We start from the raw sequence: 18,378 nt of genomic DNA, 5'->3' as shown, positions 1-18,378 counted from the left end.
CCTGTCCGGTGGCCCCCTGTCAGTCTGTCAGTCTGTCAGTCGGTTGTCCGCGCCGGCGTCGCCGGTGTCGCCGGTGTCGTCCGGTGTCGTGCGACCGGGCCCCGCCGTCGCCGCGACGGCGGGGCCCGGTCGGACGCGGTACCCGGTGGGCCGGATCGCAGAGGCCGAACGGCCGGTTCGGCGTTCGGGCAGGTGCGGGACCCGGGGTGACCGCCGGTCAGACCTCGATCCGGCGGCCGGTGACCTGGCCCGGCTCCAGCCGCACCCACACGTCGCGGCCGTCTCCCGCCCAGGGCCTGCTGTGCGCCGCACGGGTGAGCCGGTCCGCCTCGTCGGTGTCCGTCACCGCCCGCGCCCGCCCGCGGACGAGCACGCTCCAGCCGCGGCTGAACGCGTCGTCGATCCGGTCGACCTCGAAGGCCACCTGCCGGCCGGCGGCCAGCGACGGCGTCGCGCCCGCGGCCGTGCGGAACACGATCGTGCCGTCGACGACGCTGTAGTTGACGGGCACCACGACCGGCCCCGAGGACGTGGTCACCGCGAGCCGGCCCACCCCATGGGTGCCGAGCAGGCGTCCGCACTCCTCGACGCCCAGCTTCTTGAACACCGGGGCACGGGAAGCCTGTTCGCGGCCGGGCGGCAGGTCGGCGGCCCCGCCGGTGAGGTCCGTGACGGTGGTCTCCAGGGCCGCGGCGAGGCTCTGCAGCGCTCCCCTGCCGGGCGCGGCACCGGGGTGCTCCTCCAGATGCCGCAGATACGCGGGGGCCACGCCCGCCCTGGTCGCGGCCTCGGCGCGGCTCAGGCCCAGCTGGGCCCGCCGGGAGGCGAGCCGGCGTCCGAGATCGCCCAGCGGGCGCTCCACCGCCGGCTCGGCGCGAGTCTGTCCGGTCATGGCCGTCACGTCCCTTCGTCAGACCGTGCCCACCGGCACGACCTCGTGCTGTTCTCCGCCCAGTACCACCTTCAGGGCGCCGGTGTCGGCGGCGCCACCGAAGACGTCGTAGGCCTCCGCCATCCGTTCCAGCGGGAAGGTGTGGGTGACCAGCCGGGAGGTGGGCAGCCGGCCGGCGGCCGCCATCCGCAGCAGGACGGGTGTGGAGGAGGTGTCGACCAGGCCGGTGGTGAGGGTGACGTTCTTGATCCACAGGTCTTCGAGGTGCAGCGTGGCGGGCGCGCCGTGCACGCCGATGTTGGCCACATGCCCGCCCGGCCGCACCATGCGGGTGCACAGCTCGAAGCTCTCCGGCACACCGACCGCCTCGATCACCACGTCCGCGCCGAGCCCGTCGGTCAGGTCGGCGACCAGCTGCTCCGGGTTCTCCCCCGCGTCGGCCACGGCGTCGGCGCCCAGCGCGCGGGCGGCCTCCAGGCGCGAGGCGGCGAGGTCCACGGCGACGATCCGCTCGGGGGACAGCAGCCGGGCCGTGCCGATCGCCGCCAGCCCGACCGGCCCGGCGCCGACGACGACCACCGTGTCACCCGGACGGACCGTCCCGTTGAGCACGCCGACCTCGTAGGCGGTGGGGAAGATGTCGGCCAGCAGGACGGCGTCCGCGCTGTCCATGCCGCCGGGCAGCGGGTAGACGGACAGGTCCGCATAGGGGACGCGGACGTACTCGGCCTGGGTGCCGTCGATGCGGTGGCCGAGGATCCAGCCGCCCCCGCCCCGGCACTGGCCGTAGGTGCTCTCGCGGCAGTAGGAGCACCGTCCGCAGGCGCTGATGCAGGAGACGAGGACGCGGTCGCCGGGCCGGACGGTCCGTACGTCGCCGCCCACCTCGACGATCTCGCCGACCGCCTCGTGTCCGAGGACGGTGCCGGGGCGCACCCCGGGCACGTCGCCCTTGAGGATGTGCAGGTCGGTGCCGCAGATGGTGACGGTCCCGACGCGCACGACGGCGTCGGTGGGTTCCTTGACCGACGGGTCGGGGACCTCCTCCCAGGCGGACTGTCCGGGGCCGTGGAACACGTACGCTTTCATGCCGCTCCTCTCCCGGTCTGTGTGGTGTCCGGTCTGTGTGGCGCCCGGTCGGTGTGGCGCCCGGTCGCCGCGGCGCGGGGTCCGGCCCCGGGGGGGGACCCAACGGAGCCACCCCCGCACCGCGACACCGCCCCGCACCTCCAGCCTCGCCCGTCCACGCGGCCTTCCGCTTGGGCCGTCCGGCCCCCTGGCCGGGCCGGACGGGCAGGAGCACGGCTCGCGGCGGACGGGCAGGGGCGGACGGGCAGGGGCCGTCGGGCAGGGCGGTCGGGCAGGGCGGACGGCCAGGGCCCGGGCCGTCGGACCCGGGGGACGAAGGACGTTCGGCCCTGTCGCGGGACCCGTCCCCGGGGCTTTCATTCCCCTATGTCCGACGACCAGACGAGGATCACCGCGCCGCATCCGGTGCGCGACGCGGCGGGGACGACCACCGTGACACTCCACGGCGAGATCGACGTGCTCAGCGCGGCCCCGCTGCGGAGGCGCCTAGACGCGCTCAGCGCGGCCCCCCGGCCCGACCTGGTCCTCGACCTGCGGTCCGTGTCGTTCATCGACTGCGCGGGCCTCGCCGAGCTGTGCCGCGTCCGCAACCGCGTACGCGCCCGGCGCGGGCGCCTCCGCCTGGTCACCGGCAGCAGGCGCTTCCTGTGGCTGCTGCGCGCCACCGGACTGCGCGGGGTGTTCGACGTGCATCCCGACCTGCCCCGGGAGCCGGCGGGCGGGCCGGCCCGCGACGGGTCCACCGGCGCGACGGCTGCGGCACGCGTCGGCGGCTGAGCGCCCGCATCAGGTCACGCGGGGCCGCCGACACCCGCATCAGGTGGCGCGCGGTCCCGCTGTCCCGGCGTCGCGCACTCCACGCCGGCCCCTGCCGGCCCCTGCCGGCCCCTGCCGGCCCCTGCCGGTTCCTGCCGGTCCAAGCCGGCCTTGCCGGTCCCGGTCCGTTCCCGCCGTCCAGGTCCCGCGTCCAGGTCCCGGTCCCCCGTGTCCCGGGAGCCTCGGTTCCCCGTGCCCAGGTCCGCCGCCACGCGCCCGGCCCACGCCTCGATCGCGTCGAGCGAGCATCCGGCGGGCCGGGCGGGCCGGGCGGGCCGGGCGGGCCCGGCATCGGCTGTCCGGGGTGGACCTCGGGCCGGACGGCCCTCGCCGCCGCGGGCACGCCGAGGGGGACCGGCACCGAGGACCGGCACCGGGGGCCGGTCCCCCTCCGTCGGCGGTCAGGCGGACCAGGTCCACTCCGCGACCTCGGGCAGGTCGGTGCCGTGCTCGCGGATCCAGGCCTGGTGGCGGGTGCGCTGGTCCGCCATCTGCCGGCGCACGGACGCGCCGCGCACCGCGAGGCCGGGCACGCGGTCGACGACGTCCATGACCAGGCGGTAGCGGTCGAGGTCGTTGCGGACCACCATGTCGAACGGCGTGGTCGTGGTGCCGGACTCCTTGTAGCCGCGCACGTGCAGGTTCGGGTGGCCGGTGCGGCGGTAGGCGAGGCGGTGGATCAGCCACGGGTAGCCGTGGTAGGCGAAGATCACCGGCTTGTCGGTGGTGAACAGGCCGTCGTACTCGAAGTCGGTCATGCCGTGCGGATGCTCCTCACGCGGCATGAGCCGGGCCATGTCGACGACGTTGACGACGCGTACGGCCAGTCCGGGCAGGTGCCGGCGGAGCAGCTGGGCGGCGGCCAGCACCTCCTGGGTGGGCACGTCGCCGGCGCAGGCGAGGACCACGTCGGGCTCACCGCCGTTCTCGCTGCCCGCCCAGTCCCAGATGCCCGCTCCGCGCGCGCAGTGGGCGCGGGCCTCGTCCATGGACAGCCAGTCGAAGCAGGGCTGTTTGCCGGCCACGATCACGTTGACGTAGTCGCGGCTGCGCAGGGCGTGGTCGGCGACCGAGAGCAGCGTGTTGGCGTCCGGCGGCAGGTAGACCCGTACGACCTCGGGGGCCTTGTTGAGGACGTGGTCGACGAAGCCGGGGTCCTGGTGGGAGAAGCCGTTGTGGTCCTGCCGCCAGACGTGCGAGGTCAGCAGGTAGTTGAGGGAGGCGACCGGCGCGCGCCAGGGCAGTTGCCGCGCGGTCTTGAGCCACTTGACGTGCTGGTTCACCATCGAGTCGACGATGTGCACGAAGGCCTCGTAGCAGGAGAACAGTCCGTGCCGGCCGGTGAGGAGGTAGCCCTCCAGCCAGCCCTGGCAGAGGTGCTCGGAGAGGATCTCCATGACGCGGCCGTGCCGGTCCAGGTGCTCGTCGACGGGGAGGGTGCCGGCCTGCCAGGCCTTGCCGCTGGCGTCGAAGACGGCCTGGAGGCGGTTCGAGGCGGTCTCGTCCGGGCCGACGACGCGGAAGTCGCGGCGCACGCGGGTGTCGTTCATGACCTGTTCGAGCAGGCCGCCGAGGACCCGGGTCGGCTCGTGCAGGGTGGTGCCCGGCTTCTCGACGGGCACGGCGAAGGAGTCCAGGGAGCGGATGGGCAGATCGCGGACGAGGAGGCCGCCGTTGGCGTACGGGGTGGCGCCCAGACGGCGCGCCCCGTCGGGGACGCAGGCCAGGACGTCGGGGACGGGCCGGCCGTCCGGCCGGAACAGCTCCTCGGGGCGGTAGGAGCGCAGCCAGGACTCCAGCTGCCGCAGGTGCTCGGGGTTCTCCCGCACTCCCGCGAGCGGGACCTGGTGGGCGCGCCAGGTGCCTTCGACGGGCAGGCCGTCGACCTCTGCGGGGCCGGTCCAGCCCTTCGGGGTGCGCAGCACGATCACCGGCCAGTGCGCGCGTTCGCCGACCCCCTCCTCGCGGGCCGAGCGCTGGATCACGCTGATGCGGTCCAGCGCGTCGTCGAGGGCCGCGGCCATGGCGCGGTGGACGGTGGCGGGGTCGTCGCCGGTGACGTGCAGGGGCTCGTGGCCGTAGCCGCGCAGCAGCGCGTCGAGTTCGGGCTCCGGGATCCGGGACAGCACCGTCGGGTTGGCGATCTTGTAGCCGTTGAGGTGCAGGACCGGCAGGACGGCGCCGTCGTGGACGGGGTCGAGAAGCTTGTTGGAGTGCCAGGAGGCGGCCAGCGGCCCGGTCTCGGCCTCGCCGTCGCCGATCACGCAGGTGACGAGGAGGTCCGGGTGGTCGAAGGCGGCGCCGTAGGCGTGGGCGAGGGAGTAGCCGAGCTCTCCGCCCTCGTGGATGGAGCCGGGCGTCTCGGGGGCGACATGACTGGGCACGCCCCCGGGGAAGGAGAACTGCCGGAAGAGCCTCGCCATCCCCTCCGCGTCACGCGGCACGTCCGGGTAGGTCTCGCTGTAGCTGCCCTCCAGCCAGGAGTTGGCGAGCACCGACGGCCCGCCGTGGCCCGGCCCCCATACGCACAGGGCGTCCAGCCCACGCGCCTTGATCACCCGGTTCAGGTGCGTGTACACCAGGTTCAGTCCGGGCGAGGTGCCCCAGTGGCCGAGCAGCCGCGGCTTGATGTGCTCGGGCCTCAGGGGCTCGGTCAGCAGGGGGTTCGCCATCAGGTAGATCTGTCCCGCGGCGAGGTAGTTGGCGGCGCGCCAGTGGGCGTCCAGGGTGCGCAGTTCGTCGTCGGAGAGGGCTTGGCCGGTCTTCCGTTCGACCTGGGGCATGAATGACTCCGGAAGTCTTCGACGGGGGGTCAGCGGGAGGCGGGGGCGGAGCGGAGCGGACCGGGGTGCGGGCGGTGTCCGTGGGCCGGCGGGCGACGCGGGCCGGGGAACCGCGGGAGCCGTCCACCACGGTCCCCCGGCGGCGGGTCCGGCCGCAACCGGACCGCGGGCCGCGGCCCGCCCGGCCGCACGGAACCCGGCGGCCGTGCGGCTCAGCGTGCACGGGACGGCCGCACGGGCCGGGCCCTACGCGTCCGGTCGTACCGGTGGGCCGCACCGGTACCGCCGTCCGGGGGCGGCGGTACGGGGCTCAGTCGTGCGGGACGACGGCGACCGGCGCGACGGAGTGGTGGAGCACCGCGTGGGCGACGGGCCCGATGTGGGCCCCGAACGGGCTGCGGCGCACCTTCCTGCCGACCACGACCAGGGAGGCGTCGCGGGAGGCGTCGACGAGGTGGTCGCCGGCCGTGCCGTACCGCGACTCCCCGGCGATCTCCAGGGCGGGGTACTCCGCGCGCCACGGCCGCAGCACCTCTTCCAGCGCGGTCTCCTGCTGCCGCGCCAGGGCCTCCTGCACCTCGATGTCGGTGGTCATGCCGTACGCGTAGTACGGGGGCGGGGTCCAGCCGTGCACGACCCGGAGCGAGGTGCGCCGCCGTACGGCGGCGTCGCACGCGAACCGGATCAGCTCCTCGTCGGGGCTGCCGAGGTCGACGCCGAGGACGACGGGCCGGAACGGGGTGGCCGCGGACGGGATGCCGGCCGGGTCGGTCCGGTGCTCGTCGGCGGCCTCCTGACCGGCGCGGACCAGGACGACGGGCCGATCGGCGTGGGCGACGACCGCGAGTCCGACCGAGCCGACCAGGAATCCGCCGATGCCGCTGAGGCCGCGGCTGCCGAGAACGAGCAGCTCGGCCTCCTTCGACGCGCTCACCAGGAGGTCGGCGGCCCGGCCGGACAGCGGCTCGGTGGTCACGTCCAGGCCGGGGTGGCGGGCGCGGATGCCCTCGGCGGCGTCGCGGGGGATCCGCTCCGTCCAGTGCTGCCGGATCTCCGCACCGAGGAGCGGCGCCTGGGCCATCGGCTCCGGCACCGGCTCCCAGACGTGCACCAGCCTCAGCGGCAGGCCGAGCAACCCGGCTTCCCGGGCCGCCCATTCGGCCGCCGCACGGCTCTCGCGCGAGCCGTCGAGACCGGCGGTCACAGTGCGGGTCATGATCTCCACCTCCAGGTGCGGGTTTCCCGGTTCGAGCGTCGTCCTCGGAGCAGGCCCCCGGCAGGGGCCGCTGGTCCCTGCCGGGGGCCGACCGGCCCTCGCCGGTCCCGTGGGTGCGCCGTACGGCGGGTTCCCCGCCCGGCGCACCTCTCCCCCCTCTCGGGTCAGCGCAGCCAGCGGCTGCGGCGGACGAAGGGCAGCCCGGCCCAGAACCGGCCGGCGCCCAGGGTGTCGCCCGCGGACACGGCGGCGAGCGCGATCAGCACGGCGGCGTAGACGACGTGGTACTCCACGAGCGGGTTCGTCGACATGCTCGGCGAACCGTCCGAGAGGTGCTGGGCGGGCGGCCACTCCGCGACCCACATCAGCGCCATCATCAGGGTGCCCGCGAGGGCGGCGAGCCGCAGCGCCACTCCGGCGACCAGTGCGACGCCGATGCCGAGCAGCCCGAGCATGAACAGCCAGTCCGCCCAGGCGTCCCCGGCCCAGGCGTGGAAGGTGGACTCCATCGGCCCGGCGGCCACCCCGCTCAGGAAGCCCCTGGTCGGCGAACCGCCGTCGATCCAGCCCTTGCCCGAGCCGGTGGCGTAGCCGAGGCCGAAGGTCTTGTCGAGGAACGCCCACAGGAACACGAACCCGGTGAGCAGCCGCAGGGACGCGAGGACGTAGGCCCGGGCCGGGTGGGCGTCGGTGCGCGCCGACGCCTCGGCGTCGGACCCGGGGGCCGGAGCGGCACGGTGTCCGCGGAAGGACGGCAGACGGAAACCGGTGCGGTGGAGGTGCTCGTGCACGGCCATGGCAGTGATCCCTTCGGGGGGGTGGGGAGGTCCGTCGGTGTGCGACGGCGTTCACTCTCCCGGCGCCCGGCGCCGGACGGAGGCTGCCGAAGGTCCGCGACCGCAGGGCTGAACGGCCCTGCCCCAAGGGCCCGTCGGGGTCGCGGCGGCCGCTCGCCGGCGGTCCGGCCCGCGGGCGGGTCCGGCGAGGACCGGACGGCCCCGGCCGAGGGGCCGGGTGGCCCCTGTCCCCGCTGCCCGCGGCGGACGCACGCTGGCGGTGGAAGTCCCTGCGCCCGTCAGGAGTCACGCCATGACGACCACACCCACGCCGAGCATGATGCGCGTCCTGCCCCCCGAGTACCGGCAGCGGCTCATGGACATCGCCCGCGAGGTGTCCTTCCCCGAGGGGACGCGGCTGTTCGAGGAGGGCGGCCGGGCCGACCGGTTCTGGATCATCCGGACGGGCACGGTCGAGCTCGACATGCGGGTGCCCGGCCGACGCCCGGCGGTGATCGAGGTGCTCCGGCACAACGAGCTCGTCGGCTGGTCCTGGCTGTTCACCCCGCACGTGTGGCACCTGGGCGCCGGGACGACGACGCCGGTGCGCGCCTACGAGTTCGACGCGGCGGCCGTCCGCGCGATGTGCGAGGAGGACCAGGCGATGGGGCACGCGGTCACCCGGTGGGTCGGGGACGTGCTCTCCCACCGCCTGCGCGCCGCCCGGATCCGGCTGCTCGACCTGTACGCCCCGCACGGCGCCGGAAGCGTCGTCTGACCTCCTTCCCCGCCGCCGCCCCGGTCCCCGGAGGCGGCGGCCGCCTCCGGGGGCCGCGGCGGCGGCGGGGAAGGCGACGGCGGCGGCACCCGTACACGGCGGGGCCCAGGCGGCCGCACCGGGGACCCGCGCCCGCCACGGGGAGGCGGGCGCGGTCCACTGCGGTTCGGCAGCGCCCCGAAGAGGCGGGGGCGAATCCGCGGCCCGCCACGACGGCGCCGCGGCGGCCCACGGCCCGCCTCGGCGCTTCCCGCCGCGGCACGTCCGGCGGAGCGCCGGCCAGCGGAGCACCGCGTGGTGCGGCCGGCCGGACGCCGCCGGCCCCCGGCCCGGGGAACACCCGGTACCCGCCGTCCCGGCGGCCCGTGGAGAGGCGGCCCGTGGAGAGGCGGCCCACGGAGAGGTGGCGCGGTCCCGTGCCGACTGGGGCCGGACGGCCCTAGTGCATCCGGACCCGCCGCGCGATGATCGTCGTCACGGGCGGCCCGCAGCCCGTTTCGCCGCTGGGACCAGGGGGTTGTCGATGACCGAGACGCGCGCGTTCACCGAGCAGGATCCGATCCGGGTGTTCCTGCTCGACGACCACGAGGTCGTGCGGCGCGGCCTCACCGACCTGCTGGACGCCGAACCGGACATCTCGGTGGTCGGCGACGCGGACACGGTCGCGCACGCCCTGGTCCGCGGTCCGGCGCTGCGCCCGCACGTGGCCGTGCTCGACGTACGGCTGCCGGACGGCGACGGCATCTCGGTCTGCCGCGAGCTGCGCAGCCAGATGCCGGAACTGGCCTGTCTGATGCTGACCTCCTTCGACGACGAGGACGCCCTGCTGGACGCCATCCTGGCGGGCGCCTCGGGCTACGTCCTGAAGCAGATCAAGGGCTCCGACCTGATCTCGGCCGTGCGCACCGTCGCCTCGGGCCAGTCCATGCTGGACCCCGCGACCACGGCCCGGCTGATGCGCTCGCTGCGCTCCGGCCCCGCCGAGACGCCGGCCGTGGCGCCCGAGCTGGCGAGCCTGTCGCCGCGGGAGCGGGACATCCTCGCGCTGATCGGCGACGGTCTGACCAACCGCGAGATCGGCAAGAAGCTCTATCTGTCCGAGAAGACCGTCAAGAACCACATCTCCCGGCTGCTGGCCAAGCTCGGTGTGCAGCGTCGCGTGCAGGCCGCGGTCCTCGCCTCCCAGCTGGAGCACCCGGCCGACGCCGACCGCCCCAACCGGTGACCGCGGTCCGAGGGCGCCGCGGCCCCTCCCCCGGCGCGCGGCCGGCCCACGCCGGCCCGCCCGGCTCGCCGTAGGCGGCCTTCCGGGCGGTGGAGCGGCATGCCGGTCCGTCAGGCGGCGGGAGGACCGGGGGCGGGGTCCGGGAGGCGGAGGCGGCCGTCGTGGATCTCCGCGGTCCGGTCGGCGGCGGCGAGGTGGCTGCGGTCGTGGGTGACCAGGACGGTGGCGGTGCCCTGCCGCCGGGTGAGCCCGGCCACCAGGTCGACGACGGCGGCGCCCCGCTCGTGGTCGAGGGCGCTGGTGGGCTCGTCGACCAGCAGGACGTGCGGGTCGTTCATCAGGGCACGGGCGATGTTCACGCGCTGGCGCTGGCCTCCGGACAGCTGGTGCGGCCGCCGCCGGGCCCGGTCGGCGAGGCCGACGGCGTCCAGGAGGTCCATGGCGCGCTCGCGGGCGCGGGCGGGGCGGCGGCCCGCGATGTGGGCCATCACCTCAAGCTGCTCCACGGCGGTGAGCGAGGGCAGCAGGTTGGGCTGCTGGAAGACGATGCCGATCTCGCGGCGGCGCAGCGCGGTGAGGGCCCGCCGGCTGAGCCCCCGGGTGTCGGTGCCGGCCACCGTGACGGTGCCCGAGTCGGGGGTGACGAGGGTGGCGGCGACCGCGAGAAGGCTGGACTTCCCGGAGCCGGACGGGCCGATCAGCACGGTCAGGCAGCCGCCGGGCACGTCCAGGGTGACCCGGTCGAGCGCGGTCAGCCGGGCGTCGCCGTCGGGGTAGGTGAGGGTGATGTCGGTCAGGCGCAGGCTCATCGGGCGTTCCCCAGGGCGGTCAGCGGGTCGACGGAGGTGATGCGGCGCACGGCCAGCGCGGCGCCGAGCGTGCCGAGCAGGGTCATCACGGCGGCGGGGGCGAGCACGGTCGCCGGGGTGAGGACGAACGGCACGTCGGAGCCGGAGAGGAGCGCGCCGAGGGCGGCCGCCGTTCCGGTTCCGGCGAGGATGCCGCAGGCGAGCAGGACGGCGGCCTGGCCCAGGGCGTCCTTCAGCAGGTGGCCGGTCGACGCGCCGAGCGCCTTCAGCACCGCCACGTCGCCGCTGCGCTGGATGGTCCAGACGCTGAAGAACGCGCCGATCACCAGAGCGGAGATCACCAGCAGGAAGCCGCGCATCAGCTGCAGGGAGGCGTTCTCCGAGCGGTAGGAGCCGATCGCCGTCAGCGAGTCGTCGCGGCGGAGCGTGCTGGTGCCCGCCGCGGCGTCGCCCGCCGCGATGTCGGTGCCGGAGGCGGTGGTGAGGGCGATGACGGTCGCGAAGGCCGTACCGGCGTCGCCGCCCGCCCCGGGGCTGCCGCTGTCCGGGGTGCTGCCGCCGCCGCCCGCGGCGGCGTCGGCCTCCGTCCCGTCGCGGCCGGCGCCGGTGCCGTCGCCGCCCTCGGCCTCGCCGCCGCCCGTCGCGGCGGCTCCCGCGGGGGGTGCGGCCCTGCGCCAGGTGGCCAGGGAGGTCCAGACGACGGGGGTGTGGCTGAAGGAGGCCTCGCCGCGCACGGCGGCCACGGTCAGACGCAGCCCGGCCAGGCCGACGGTGTCCCCGGGTCGGGCACCGAGTTCCTCCGCGGCCGGGGCGGACAGCACCACCGAGGTGTCCGTGACGCGGGCGCCCCCGGGTACCAGACGGGAGCCCGGAGCGACGCCGAACAGGGACACCCCGGCGCTGCGGTCCCCCGCCGTGGCCCTGGTGGGGGTGATGCCCAGGGGCTCGGCGCGGGTCACACCGGGCACCCCGGCCCAGCGCCGCCACTGCCGCTCGGTGACCGCGGAGTCGGCGTACGACGGCTGCTGCCCGGCGGCGGGCGCGGCGAAGGCGATCCGGTCGGCGGGCAGGCCGGTGACCGCGGAGACGTTCTGCTGTGCGAGCCCGGCGGTCAGCCCGGACAGCAGCCCGACCAGGAGGGCGATCAGCACGATCACCGTCCCCATCAGAGCGAAGCGCCCTCGGGCGAACCTGACGTCTCTCCAGGCCACGAACACGGTGCGGACTTCCTCTCGGCAAAGGGCGGTGCGGAACGGCTCCAGCCTCGCGGCGCGGGCCCTGCCGGGGCATCCGGCGCGGGAGAGCACTTCGCGGGCCGGAGGGACAGATGTCCTCTCCACCTTTCGACAGAGGCCGCACCGGCGCGTTCCTTCTACGCTGGGGACACTGTGAACATCACCGCCCCCACACCGACCCCGCCCGCCCGGGTGCTGGCCTGGTGTCTGCACCTGCTGGTCGCCGCCCTGCTCGTGCTGGCCGCGGTCCGGGCGGTGACCGGGGGCGCACCGCACGCCGCCGCCACCGTCGCGGCGGCCGCGGCGTGCGGCCTGGGGTACGCGGCGGGCCCGGCGCTGGCCCGTCGGAGCGGCTCCGGCCGGACCGCACCGGGGTGGCTCGCCGTCCTGTGCGCCCTGTGGCTGGTACTGCTGGTGCTGTCGGCCGACGGGGTGTGGCTGGCGTTCCCGCTGTACTTCCTCCAGCTACATCTGCTGCCGGGGCGCGCCGGGCCGGCCGCCGTGGCGGTGACGGCCGCGGCGGCGATCGCGGCGTACGCGGCGCACCAGGGCTCCTTCAGCCCGGCCATGGCGATCGGTCCGGCGCTGGGTGCCGGGGTGGCGGTCGCGGTGGTGTGGGGGTACGGGGCGCTGTACCGGGAGAGCGAGCAGCGCCGGGCACTGATCGAGGAGCTGACGGCCACCCGCGCCGACCTCGACGAGGCGCAGCACACGGCCGGTGTGCTGGCCGAGCGGGAGCGGCTCGCCCGAGAGATCCACGACACCCTCGCGCAGGGGCTCAGCAGCATCCAGCTGCTGCTCAGCGCCGCCGGGCGGGCTCTGCCCGGTGCCCCGGACGTGGCCGCCCGGCACGTCGGCCAGGCACGGCAGGCCGCCGTGGACAACCTCGCCGAGGCCCGCCGGTTCGTCGCCGCCCTCGCACCGCCCGCGCTGGACGGCACCACCCTGGCCGGTGCCCTGGAGCGGCTGTGCGCGGCCACGGCCGCCCGGCACCACCTCGACGTCCGGTTCCGGCTGACGGGCGATCCCGCGCCGCTGCCGACCTCGTACGAGGTCGCCCTGCTGCGCGTCGCCCAGTCCGCCCTGTCCAACACGGTCCGGCACGCGCGGGCGGGGACGGCCGAGATCACCCTCGACCACCTGGACGGCCGGGTCCGCCTCGGCGTGCGCGACGACGGCCGGGGCTTCGAGCCCGGCCGGTTCCGGGCCCCGGACCCCGGGGAGGGCGGTTTCGGCCTGGCCGCGATGCGCGCCCGGGTGCAGGCCCTGGGCGGCACCCTCACCGTCGACTCCGCTCCCGGCCGCGGCACCGCCCTGACGGCCCGGTTGCCGCTCCCCCCGCCCGGCGCACCGGCGCCGTCCGCCGCGTCGGACCTGAGCAGCCCGTCCCGCCCGCGGGATCTGAGCCGTCCGTCCGACGCCTCCGCCGCAACCGGCCCGTTCACCGCATCCGACCGTGAGGCCCGCCCGTGACCGACTCGCCCATCCGTCTGCTGCTGGCCGACGACCATCCGGTGGTACGGGCCGGACTGCGGGCCGTCCTGGAGACCGAGCCGGGCATGGCGGTGGTGGCGGAGGCCGCCACCGCGGAGGAGGCGGTCGAGCGGGCCGCGGCCGGCGGAGTCGACGTCGTGCTGATGGACCTCCAGTTCAAGGGCGGCATGAACGGGGCGGAGGCCACCGCCGCCATCACCGCCCGGCCGGGCGCCCCGCGGGTCCTGGTCGTCACGACGTACGACACCGACGCCGACACCCTCCCGGCCATCGAGGCGGGCGCCACCGGCTACCTGCTCAAGGACGCCCCGCCCGAGGAACTGGCCGCCGCCGTGCGGTCGGCCGCCGCGGGGCGCACCGCGCTGGCGCCCGCGGTGGCCGACCGGCTCCTGCACCGGCTGCGCGACCCCGCGACCGCCCTGACCCGGCGGGAGACGGAGGTTCTGGCGCTGGTCGCCGAGGGCCTGTCCAACCAGGCCGTGGCCGCGCGGCTGCACCTCACCGAGGGCACCGTCAAGTCGCACCTGGCCCGCTCGTACGCCAAGCTCGGCGTGGACTCGCGGACCGCGGCCGTGGCCGCTGCCACGGGCCTGGGTCTCATCCGCCGCTGAGCGGAGGCCGGGGCGGCGGGGCTGCCCGGCGGGCGGGGAAACCGGCGGGCCGCAGTGGTGCCCGTCCGCCGGGGGCCGTGGTTCACCAGATCAGGCACCAGTACCCGTCGTGGCTGCCGATGCCGATGGAGCCGACCTGCGGGACCAGGGCGGGGTCGGGGCGGCCCACCGCGGCCAGCGAGCAGGCGGGGTCGCCGACGGCTCCCGCGGCGGCCATCCGTTCGGCGGCGGCCACCGCGACCGGGGACGTGTACCAGGTGGTGGTCACCGCTCCGTCGCCGCCGCGGGGCGCCGCGGACGGTGCCGGCTTCACCGCGGACGGGGAGGCCGGGGCGGTGGACGCCGGCGACTCGGCCGGCGTGGACGGGGCGGTCGGCGTGGACGGCGCGGTCGTCTGCTGCCCGCTGGGCCGGGCGGAGGTCGCGGGCGCCGCCGGGGTCCGCGCGGACGACGGGGTGGCGGCGGTGGTGCGGGGTGCGGGCCGGTCGCCGGGGGCCGTGGGCCGGGGGGAGGCGGCCGACTCCCGCGGTGCGGGGGTACGGTCCGTGCCCGTCGGTGCCGCTGTCGTCGCGTTCCCCTCGGAGGGCGTGGTGGCGGCCGAGGACGGTGCCGTCGGGGTCGTGGGCGGCGCGGTCGGGGTGCCGGGCCCGGTCGTCAGGGTCGGCAGCGGGGTCCCGGTGGGCAGCGACAGGTCGGCGGAGGGGGACGGTCCGGGGCTCGGCGCGCCGTCGTCCTGGGAGACCAGCACCCAGGTGCCGACGCCGGCCAGAGCCAGCACGGCGGCGGCTCCCGCGATCCAGGGTGCCCGCCGGGGTGGACGTCGGTGCCGGTTCATAGCAACCACTGTCCATGCGACCGCCGGGGGGCTCAACCGCTGGCGGTGGGGTGGCCCGGCGCCCGCGGGTGCCGCCGCGGCGGGTGGCGGGGAGCGGCTGATCGGGTGTCCGCCGGCGCCGTGGGCGCGGCGGTCCGGGCCGGCCGGCGGTGCGGTGGGCAGGCTGGCCGGCATCCGACACCGCTGCCGAGGAGGACGCCATGACCGTGCCGGACGGTTCGGCCACCACCGCCCCGTACCGCTTCGACGACCTGCGGGCCCTGTTCGTCAACTGCACGCTCAAGCCGTCGCCGGAGTTGAGCCACACCCAGGGGCTGATCGACAGGAGCCGGGCGCTGATGGAGTCGCGCGGGGTGGCCACCGAGCTCGTACGGGCCGTGGACCTCGACCTCGCGCCGGGCGTGTACCCGGACATGCGGGAGCACGGCGCGGCCGGGGACGCCTGGCCGGACCTGTACCGGCGGGTGCTGGCCGCCGACGTCCTGGTGCTGTGCGGGCCGGTCTGGCTGGGCGACAACAGCTCGGTCATGAAGCGTGTCGTCGAGCGGCTGTACAGCTGTTCCGGGCTGCTCAACGAGCAGGGGCAGTACGCCTACTACGGCCGGGTGGGGGGCTGCCTCGTCACGGGGAACGAGGACGGGGCGAAGCACTGCGCGATGAACGTGCTGTACAGCCTCCAGCACCTCGGCTACACCGTGCCTCCGCAGGCGGACGCCGGCTGGGTGGGCCCCGCGGGGCCCGGACCTTCCTACCTGGACCCCGGGTCGGGCGGGCCGGAGAACGACTTCACCAACCGCAACACGACGTTCATGACGTGGAACCTGATGCATCTGGCGGCTCTGCTCAAGCGGTCCGGCGGCATCCCGGCGCACGGCAACCAGCGCTCGGAGTGGGACGCCGGCTGCCGTGCGGACGCGGACAACCCCGAGCACCGCTGATCCCGCGCGGGCCCGCCCTCCGTGGCCCGGTCCCCGGGCGGAGGGGGCGCCCGCCGTCGCGGGCTCCGGCCTGCGGGCACGGGCCGGCCGCTCGGCACGAGGGGGTTCGGCCGACCGGCCGTCGGCCCCGCACGGACAGGTGCGGGCCGGTCACGGGTGGGACGGAAGGGTCCGCCCGTGGCCGGCCCGGCCCGGGTTCAGCACTGCGGGCGGCGCCCGTGGTTCGCGGCGTGCTTGCGGCGGGACTTCTTCTTCCGGCGTCGCTTCGAGGACATGGGAACCTCCTGAACTGTCGACGGGACCCGCGCACCGGCCGGCCCTGCGCGCCCGGGCCGGATCGGGCCGGATCGGGCGTCGTACCGGGACGGACCGGCGTACCTGCCGACCGGTGCACCGGCTTGACCGACAGGCCGTCATATCGCGATATCAAGATGCCAGCATGAACACCGTATCTCCCGGCCTTTCACCCCTCCACCGCTGCCGGGCGGCGGCCTGAGCGGGGACCCGGCCGTCCAGGGGCGGCGCCCGGGCGCTCCGCGGCCCGGCGCGCAGCTGCGCACCCGCCCCGCCTCGTTGCGCTCGGCCGCGCCCTTCGCCGCCCCTCGCCGCGCTTCGCGGCCACGCCGTCCCTCAGGGGATCCGCGCCTGCGGGCGGACGGGTACGACGCCCACGTTCCGGACCGCTGACGACGGCGATGCCGCCGGTCCGTCGCACGGACCGGCGGCATCCACCGCCCAGGGGCGTCGCGGTACGGGTCAGCCCCGCAGCGCCCGCCTCCTGGTGCGCATCAGCATCAGGCCTCCCGCGACCAGGAGCACCGAACCCGCGGCCGCCGGCCAGAGCCGGGCGCCGGTCTCGGCGAGTCCGCCACGCTCGCCCTGCGGGGCGGCCACCTGCTGACCGGCCGGCTCGTCCGCACCCGAGCCGTTGCCGTCCCCGGTGCCGTTGCCGTCCCCGGTGTCGGCACCGCCGTCACCGGCACCGCCGTCACCGGCACCGCCGTCACCGGCACCGCCGTCGGCGGCACCGTCGTCGGCCGCGTCGTCCGGGGCCTGGGCGGTGGCGGCCGGTGCCGCGGTCGTCGCCGTGCCGGCGGACTTGGGCTCGGCCGGGGCGGGGGGCGCCTCGTCGCGCGGGGCCTCGGACGGGTTGCCGTCCTGGCCGTCACCGGCACCGCCGCCGCCTCCAGCACCGTTGTCCGCGCCGTCGCCGTCGCCGTCGCCGGCACCGGGCCGGCCGGCGGGGGGCTGGTCTCCGCCGCCGCCCCCGGCCGGGGGCTCTTCGCCCTTTCCGGGCGCGGCGGTCTGGTTCTTGCCGTCGCCCGGCTGCTGCGGCTGCTGCCCGCCGCCGTCCTGCGGGTCCTGCGGCTCGGCGGTCGGCTCCTGCGCACCGCCGTCGTTCCCGCCGCCGCCGTTCCCGCCGCCGCCGTTCCCGCCGCCGTCGTTCCCGGCCCGCGCGCCGCACTTCCGGCCGCTGTTGATGCAGTCGACCATCTCCGCCATCAGGTCCTCGTCGAAGACGTTGACGAAGTCGCCGTGGTCGGTCTGCGGCTTGTGGAGCTGCTCGGGGAAGGAGTCGACGGCGAACAGCGGCCTGGTGCGCCCGCCGTCGTCGAGGCTGGGCGCGTCCACGTCGTAGACGAGGCGCTGCACCAGCTGCGGGATCGCACGGAACCCGTCGGGGCAGGTACCGGAGGCGTCGGCGAAGACCACGTGGGTGCGGTGGTTGGCGCTGTCGATGTTGCGGCCGTCCCAGCAGCTCTGGAAGCGGAAGGTGCGGACGACGTCGCTGCCGGAGGGGCAGAGCGGGTACTTGTCCTTCAGCTGACGGTCCTCGAAGCCGGTGCAGCTCCACGAGGCGTTGGCGTTGGCGGGGCCGTTGACGAAGGACTTGGCGTCGCCGGTGATGATGCGCAGGAGGCGGGGCATCGCGGTGACCTCGCCGACCGGGCTGCCGACGAAGTCGAGGGTGACCTCCTTCGCGGTGACGATCTCACCGGCGTTGCCCTCGATGCCGCCGCCGGGCGCCTGGGCGTCCTTCTCCTCGGTGCCGTTCTGCAGACGCAGCACCGGCCAGTAGTAGGACGACCGGTCGCCCTGGTCGGCACAGCTGGTCTCGGCCGCGGCGAGGTCGGTGTCGCTGGCGAAGGCGTTGTTGGACTGGTTGCCGATGTAGTCGTGGAAGTGGTGGGCGCCGTTGGTCACGCCGGGGGCGACGATGATGTTGTCCGAGTTGCGCAGGCCCGGGTCGCCCTCGCCGCAGCTGCTGGAGAAGGTGCCGCGGGAGGCGCCCTTGCGCTGGGGCGGGGCGACGGCCGCCGGCTGCACGCTGGTGATGTCGGCGTAGTCGGCGGCGACGGGGCCGTTGCCGGCCTGGCCGCCGTTGCCCTGCTGCTCCTGCTGTTCCTGACCGCCGGCGCCCTCGGCGCCGCCGCCCTGTGCGTCCTCGCCTGCCGTCGGCTCGGCCGTGCGTACGGTGCATGCGGCGAGCTGGTCCAGGCCGTCGGGGGTTTCGCCCGCCGCACCGAGCGCGGCGGTGATTCGGCCGATCGTCTCCGTCCGCTGCTCCGACAGCGGGCCCACGATCGCGTCGGGCGATCCGGGCGCGGACTTGTCTCCCTGTGCCTGCAGTTGGCGGTAGGCGTCGGCGATCTGCTGGTCCAGACGGGCGAGTTCCTTGTCGACCTCCTCCCGGGCCTGGTCCGGCACGGCGGTGAGTTCGTCGCCGACATCGGGGCAGTCGATGGTGACGGCCCCCCACGCCTTCGTCGTCGCACCGGCGTTGCCGCCGTCGGTGGCGGAGGCGTACACGTTGACCGCGACGAGGCCTCCACCTCCCAACATGAGCGCCATGGCTGTCAGGGTCGCGCGCTTCGCGCCG

Annotated in this window: 16 protein-coding genes; 6 read left to right on the top strand and 10 right to left on the bottom strand. The window is 76.0% G+C overall.

Going from position 1 to position 18,378, the window contains the following annotated elements:
- Positions 1–217 precede the first annotated feature (217 nt).
- Positions 218–892 carry a helix-turn-helix domain-containing protein gene (locus AC5K6T_RS13845; protein ID WP_493208817.1) on the bottom strand — a complete coding sequence of 225 codons (675 nt, stop codon included), beginning with the start codon at positions 890–892 and terminating at the stop codon, positions 218–220.
- An 18-nt stretch (positions 893–910) separates the two neighbouring features.
- The gene (locus tag AC5K6T_RS13840; RefSeq protein ID WP_493208816.1) at positions 911–1,981 is read right to left on the bottom strand and encodes an alcohol dehydrogenase catalytic domain-containing protein; all 1,071 of its coding nucleotides are present in this window, start codon (positions 1,979–1,981) and stop codon (positions 911–913) included.
- Between the two features lie 366 nt (positions 1,982–2,347).
- On the opposite strand from AC5K6T_RS13840, the gene AC5K6T_RS13835 reads away from it, so the two are divergent.
- The gene (locus AC5K6T_RS13835) at positions 2,348–2,758 is read left to right on the top strand and encodes an STAS domain-containing protein (RefSeq protein WP_493208814.1); all 411 of its coding nucleotides are present in this window, start codon (positions 2,348–2,350) and stop codon (positions 2,756–2,758) included.
- Between the two features lie 440 nt (positions 2,759–3,198).
- Here AC5K6T_RS13835 and AC5K6T_RS13830 read toward each other — a convergent pair whose 3' ends face one another.
- The 3 genes from AC5K6T_RS13830 to AC5K6T_RS13820 all read right to left on the bottom strand — a co-directional run bounded on the left by AC5K6T_RS13830 (position 3,199) and on the right by AC5K6T_RS13820 (position 7,593).
- Positions 3,199–5,580, bottom strand: coding sequence for a phosphoketolase family protein (locus tag AC5K6T_RS13830; protein WP_493208812.1), 2,382 nt, complete (start codon positions 5,578–5,580; stop codon positions 3,199–3,201).
- 310 nt (positions 5,581–5,890) lie between these two features.
- Entirely contained in the window at positions 5,891–6,796 is a 906-nt protein-coding gene (locus AC5K6T_RS13825; protein WP_493208810.1) for a universal stress protein, read from the bottom strand.
- A gap of 164 nt (positions 6,797–6,960) precedes the next feature.
- Positions 6,961–7,593 (bottom strand): hypothetical protein, encoded by a 633-nt coding sequence (locus tag AC5K6T_RS13820; protein ID WP_493208808.1) that lies wholly within the window; start codon positions 7,591–7,593, stop codon positions 6,961–6,963.
- A gap of 292 nt (positions 7,594–7,885) precedes the next feature.
- Here AC5K6T_RS13820 and AC5K6T_RS13815 point away from each other — a divergent pair, with 292 nt between their 5' ends.
- Both AC5K6T_RS13815 and AC5K6T_RS13810 read left to right on the top strand, forming a co-directional pair.
- Positions 7,886–8,350, top strand: coding sequence for a Crp/Fnr family transcriptional regulator (locus AC5K6T_RS13815; RefSeq protein ID WP_493208807.1), 465 nt, complete (start codon positions 7,886–7,888; stop codon positions 8,348–8,350).
- Positions 8,351–8,873: 523 nt separating this feature from the next.
- Positions 8,874–9,575: a response regulator gene (locus tag AC5K6T_RS13810; RefSeq protein WP_493208806.1), complete on the top strand. Its 702-nt coding sequence runs from the start codon at positions 8,874–8,876 to the stop codon at positions 9,573–9,575.
- 110 nt (positions 9,576–9,685) lie between these two features.
- Here the strand turns inward: AC5K6T_RS13810 and AC5K6T_RS13805 are convergent, their stop codons facing one another.
- The gene (locus tag AC5K6T_RS13805; protein ID WP_493208805.1) at positions 9,686–10,384 is read right to left on the bottom strand and encodes an ABC transporter ATP-binding protein; all 699 of its coding nucleotides are present in this window, start codon (positions 10,382–10,384) and stop codon (positions 9,686–9,688) included.
- Complete coding sequence (locus AC5K6T_RS13800; protein ID WP_493208804.1) at positions 10,381–11,601, bottom strand: ABC transporter permease; 1,221 nt, start codon at positions 11,599–11,601, stop codon at positions 10,381–10,383. Before AC5K6T_RS13800 ends, AC5K6T_RS13805 begins: the two co-directional genes overlap by 4 nt.
- 171 nt (positions 11,602–11,772) lie before the next feature.
- On the opposite strand from AC5K6T_RS13800, the gene AC5K6T_RS13795 reads away from it, so the two are divergent.
- Positions 11,773–13,092, top strand: coding sequence for a sensor histidine kinase (locus AC5K6T_RS13795; RefSeq protein ID WP_493208802.1), 1,320 nt, complete (start codon positions 11,773–11,775; stop codon positions 13,090–13,092).
- Complete coding sequence (locus AC5K6T_RS13790) at positions 13,089–13,724, top strand: response regulator (RefSeq protein ID WP_493208801.1); 636 nt, start codon at positions 13,089–13,091, stop codon at positions 13,722–13,724. The genes AC5K6T_RS13795 and AC5K6T_RS13790 overlap by 4 nt, the downstream gene beginning before the upstream one ends.
- Positions 13,725–13,806: 82 nt before the next feature.
- On the opposite strand, the gene AC5K6T_RS13785 is transcribed toward AC5K6T_RS13790, so the two are convergent.
- A complete protein-coding gene (locus AC5K6T_RS13785; RefSeq protein ID WP_493208799.1) occupies positions 13,807–14,559 on the bottom strand; it encodes a hypothetical protein in 753 nt (250 codons plus the stop codon).
- Positions 14,560–14,759: 200 nt separating this feature from the next.
- On the opposite strand from AC5K6T_RS13785, the gene AC5K6T_RS13780 reads away from it, so the two are divergent.
- Positions 14,760–15,497 (top strand): flavodoxin family protein, encoded by a 738-nt coding sequence (locus tag AC5K6T_RS13780; protein WP_493208798.1) that lies wholly within the window; start codon positions 14,760–14,762, stop codon positions 15,495–15,497.
- Between the two features lie 197 nt (positions 15,498–15,694).
- Here the strand turns inward: AC5K6T_RS13780 and AC5K6T_RS13775 are convergent, their stop codons facing one another.
- Together AC5K6T_RS13775 and AC5K6T_RS13770 are read right to left on the bottom strand one after the other, a co-directional pair.
- Positions 15,695–15,772, bottom strand: coding sequence for a hypothetical protein (locus tag AC5K6T_RS13775; protein ID WP_466330927.1), 78 nt, complete (start codon positions 15,770–15,772; stop codon positions 15,695–15,697).
- Positions 15,773–16,253: 481 nt separating this feature from the next.
- The gene (locus AC5K6T_RS13770) at positions 16,254–18,350 is read right to left on the bottom strand and encodes a DUF1996 domain-containing protein (RefSeq protein WP_493208797.1); all 2,097 of its coding nucleotides are present in this window, start codon (positions 18,348–18,350) and stop codon (positions 16,254–16,256) included.
- Positions 18,351–18,378 lie beyond the last annotated feature (28 nt).

Source organism: Streptomyces sp. B8-7 (assembly GCF_058833805.1).
This window is presented reverse-complemented; position numbering and strand designations above follow the sequence as displayed.

Bases quoted from the DNA above. Each gene is read 5' to 3' on its own strand.
- AC5K6T_RS13845 (WP_493208817.1), bottom strand. From the start codon at position 892: ATGACCGGACAGACTCGCGCCGAGCCGGCGGTGGAGCGCCCGCTGGGC.
- AC5K6T_RS13775 (WP_466330927.1), bottom strand. From the start codon at position 15,772: ATGTCCTCGAAGCGACGCCGGAAGAAGAAGTCCCGCCGCAAGCACGCC.
- AC5K6T_RS13770 (WP_493208797.1), bottom strand. From the start codon at position 18,350: ATGGCGCTCATGTTGGGAGGTGGAGGCCTCGTCGCGGTCAACGTGTAC.
- AC5K6T_RS13785 (WP_493208799.1), bottom strand. From the start codon at position 14,559: ATGAACCGGCACCGACGTCCACCCCGGCGGGCACCCTGGATCGCGGGA.
- AC5K6T_RS13810 (WP_493208806.1), top strand. From the start codon at position 8,874: ATGACCGAGACGCGCGCGTTCACCGAGCAGGATCCGATCCGGGTGTTC.
- AC5K6T_RS13825 (WP_493208810.1), bottom strand. From the start codon at position 6,796: ATGACCCGCACTGTGACCGCCGGTCTCGACGGCTCGCGCGAGAGCCGT.
- AC5K6T_RS13805 (WP_493208805.1), bottom strand. From the start codon at position 10,384: ATGAGCCTGCGCCTGACCGACATCACCCTCACCTACCCCGACGGCGAC.
- AC5K6T_RS13820 (WP_493208808.1), bottom strand. From the start codon at position 7,593: ATGGCCGTGCACGAGCACCTCCACCGCACCGGTTTCCGTCTGCCGTCC.
- AC5K6T_RS13835 (WP_493208814.1), top strand. From the start codon at position 2,348: ATGTCCGACGACCAGACGAGGATCACCGCGCCGCATCCGGTGCGCGAC.
- AC5K6T_RS13830 (WP_493208812.1), bottom strand. From the start codon at position 5,580: ATGCCCCAGGTCGAACGGAAGACCGGCCAAGCCCTCTCCGACGACGAA.
- AC5K6T_RS13840 (WP_493208816.1), bottom strand. From the start codon at position 1,981: ATGAAAGCGTACGTGTTCCACGGCCCCGGACAGTCCGCCTGGGAGGAG.
- AC5K6T_RS13815 (WP_493208807.1), top strand. From the start codon at position 7,886: ATGACGACCACACCCACGCCGAGCATGATGCGCGTCCTGCCCCCCGAG.
- AC5K6T_RS13780 (WP_493208798.1), top strand. From the start codon at position 14,760: ATGACCGTGCCGGACGGTTCGGCCACCACCGCCCCGTACCGCTTCGAC.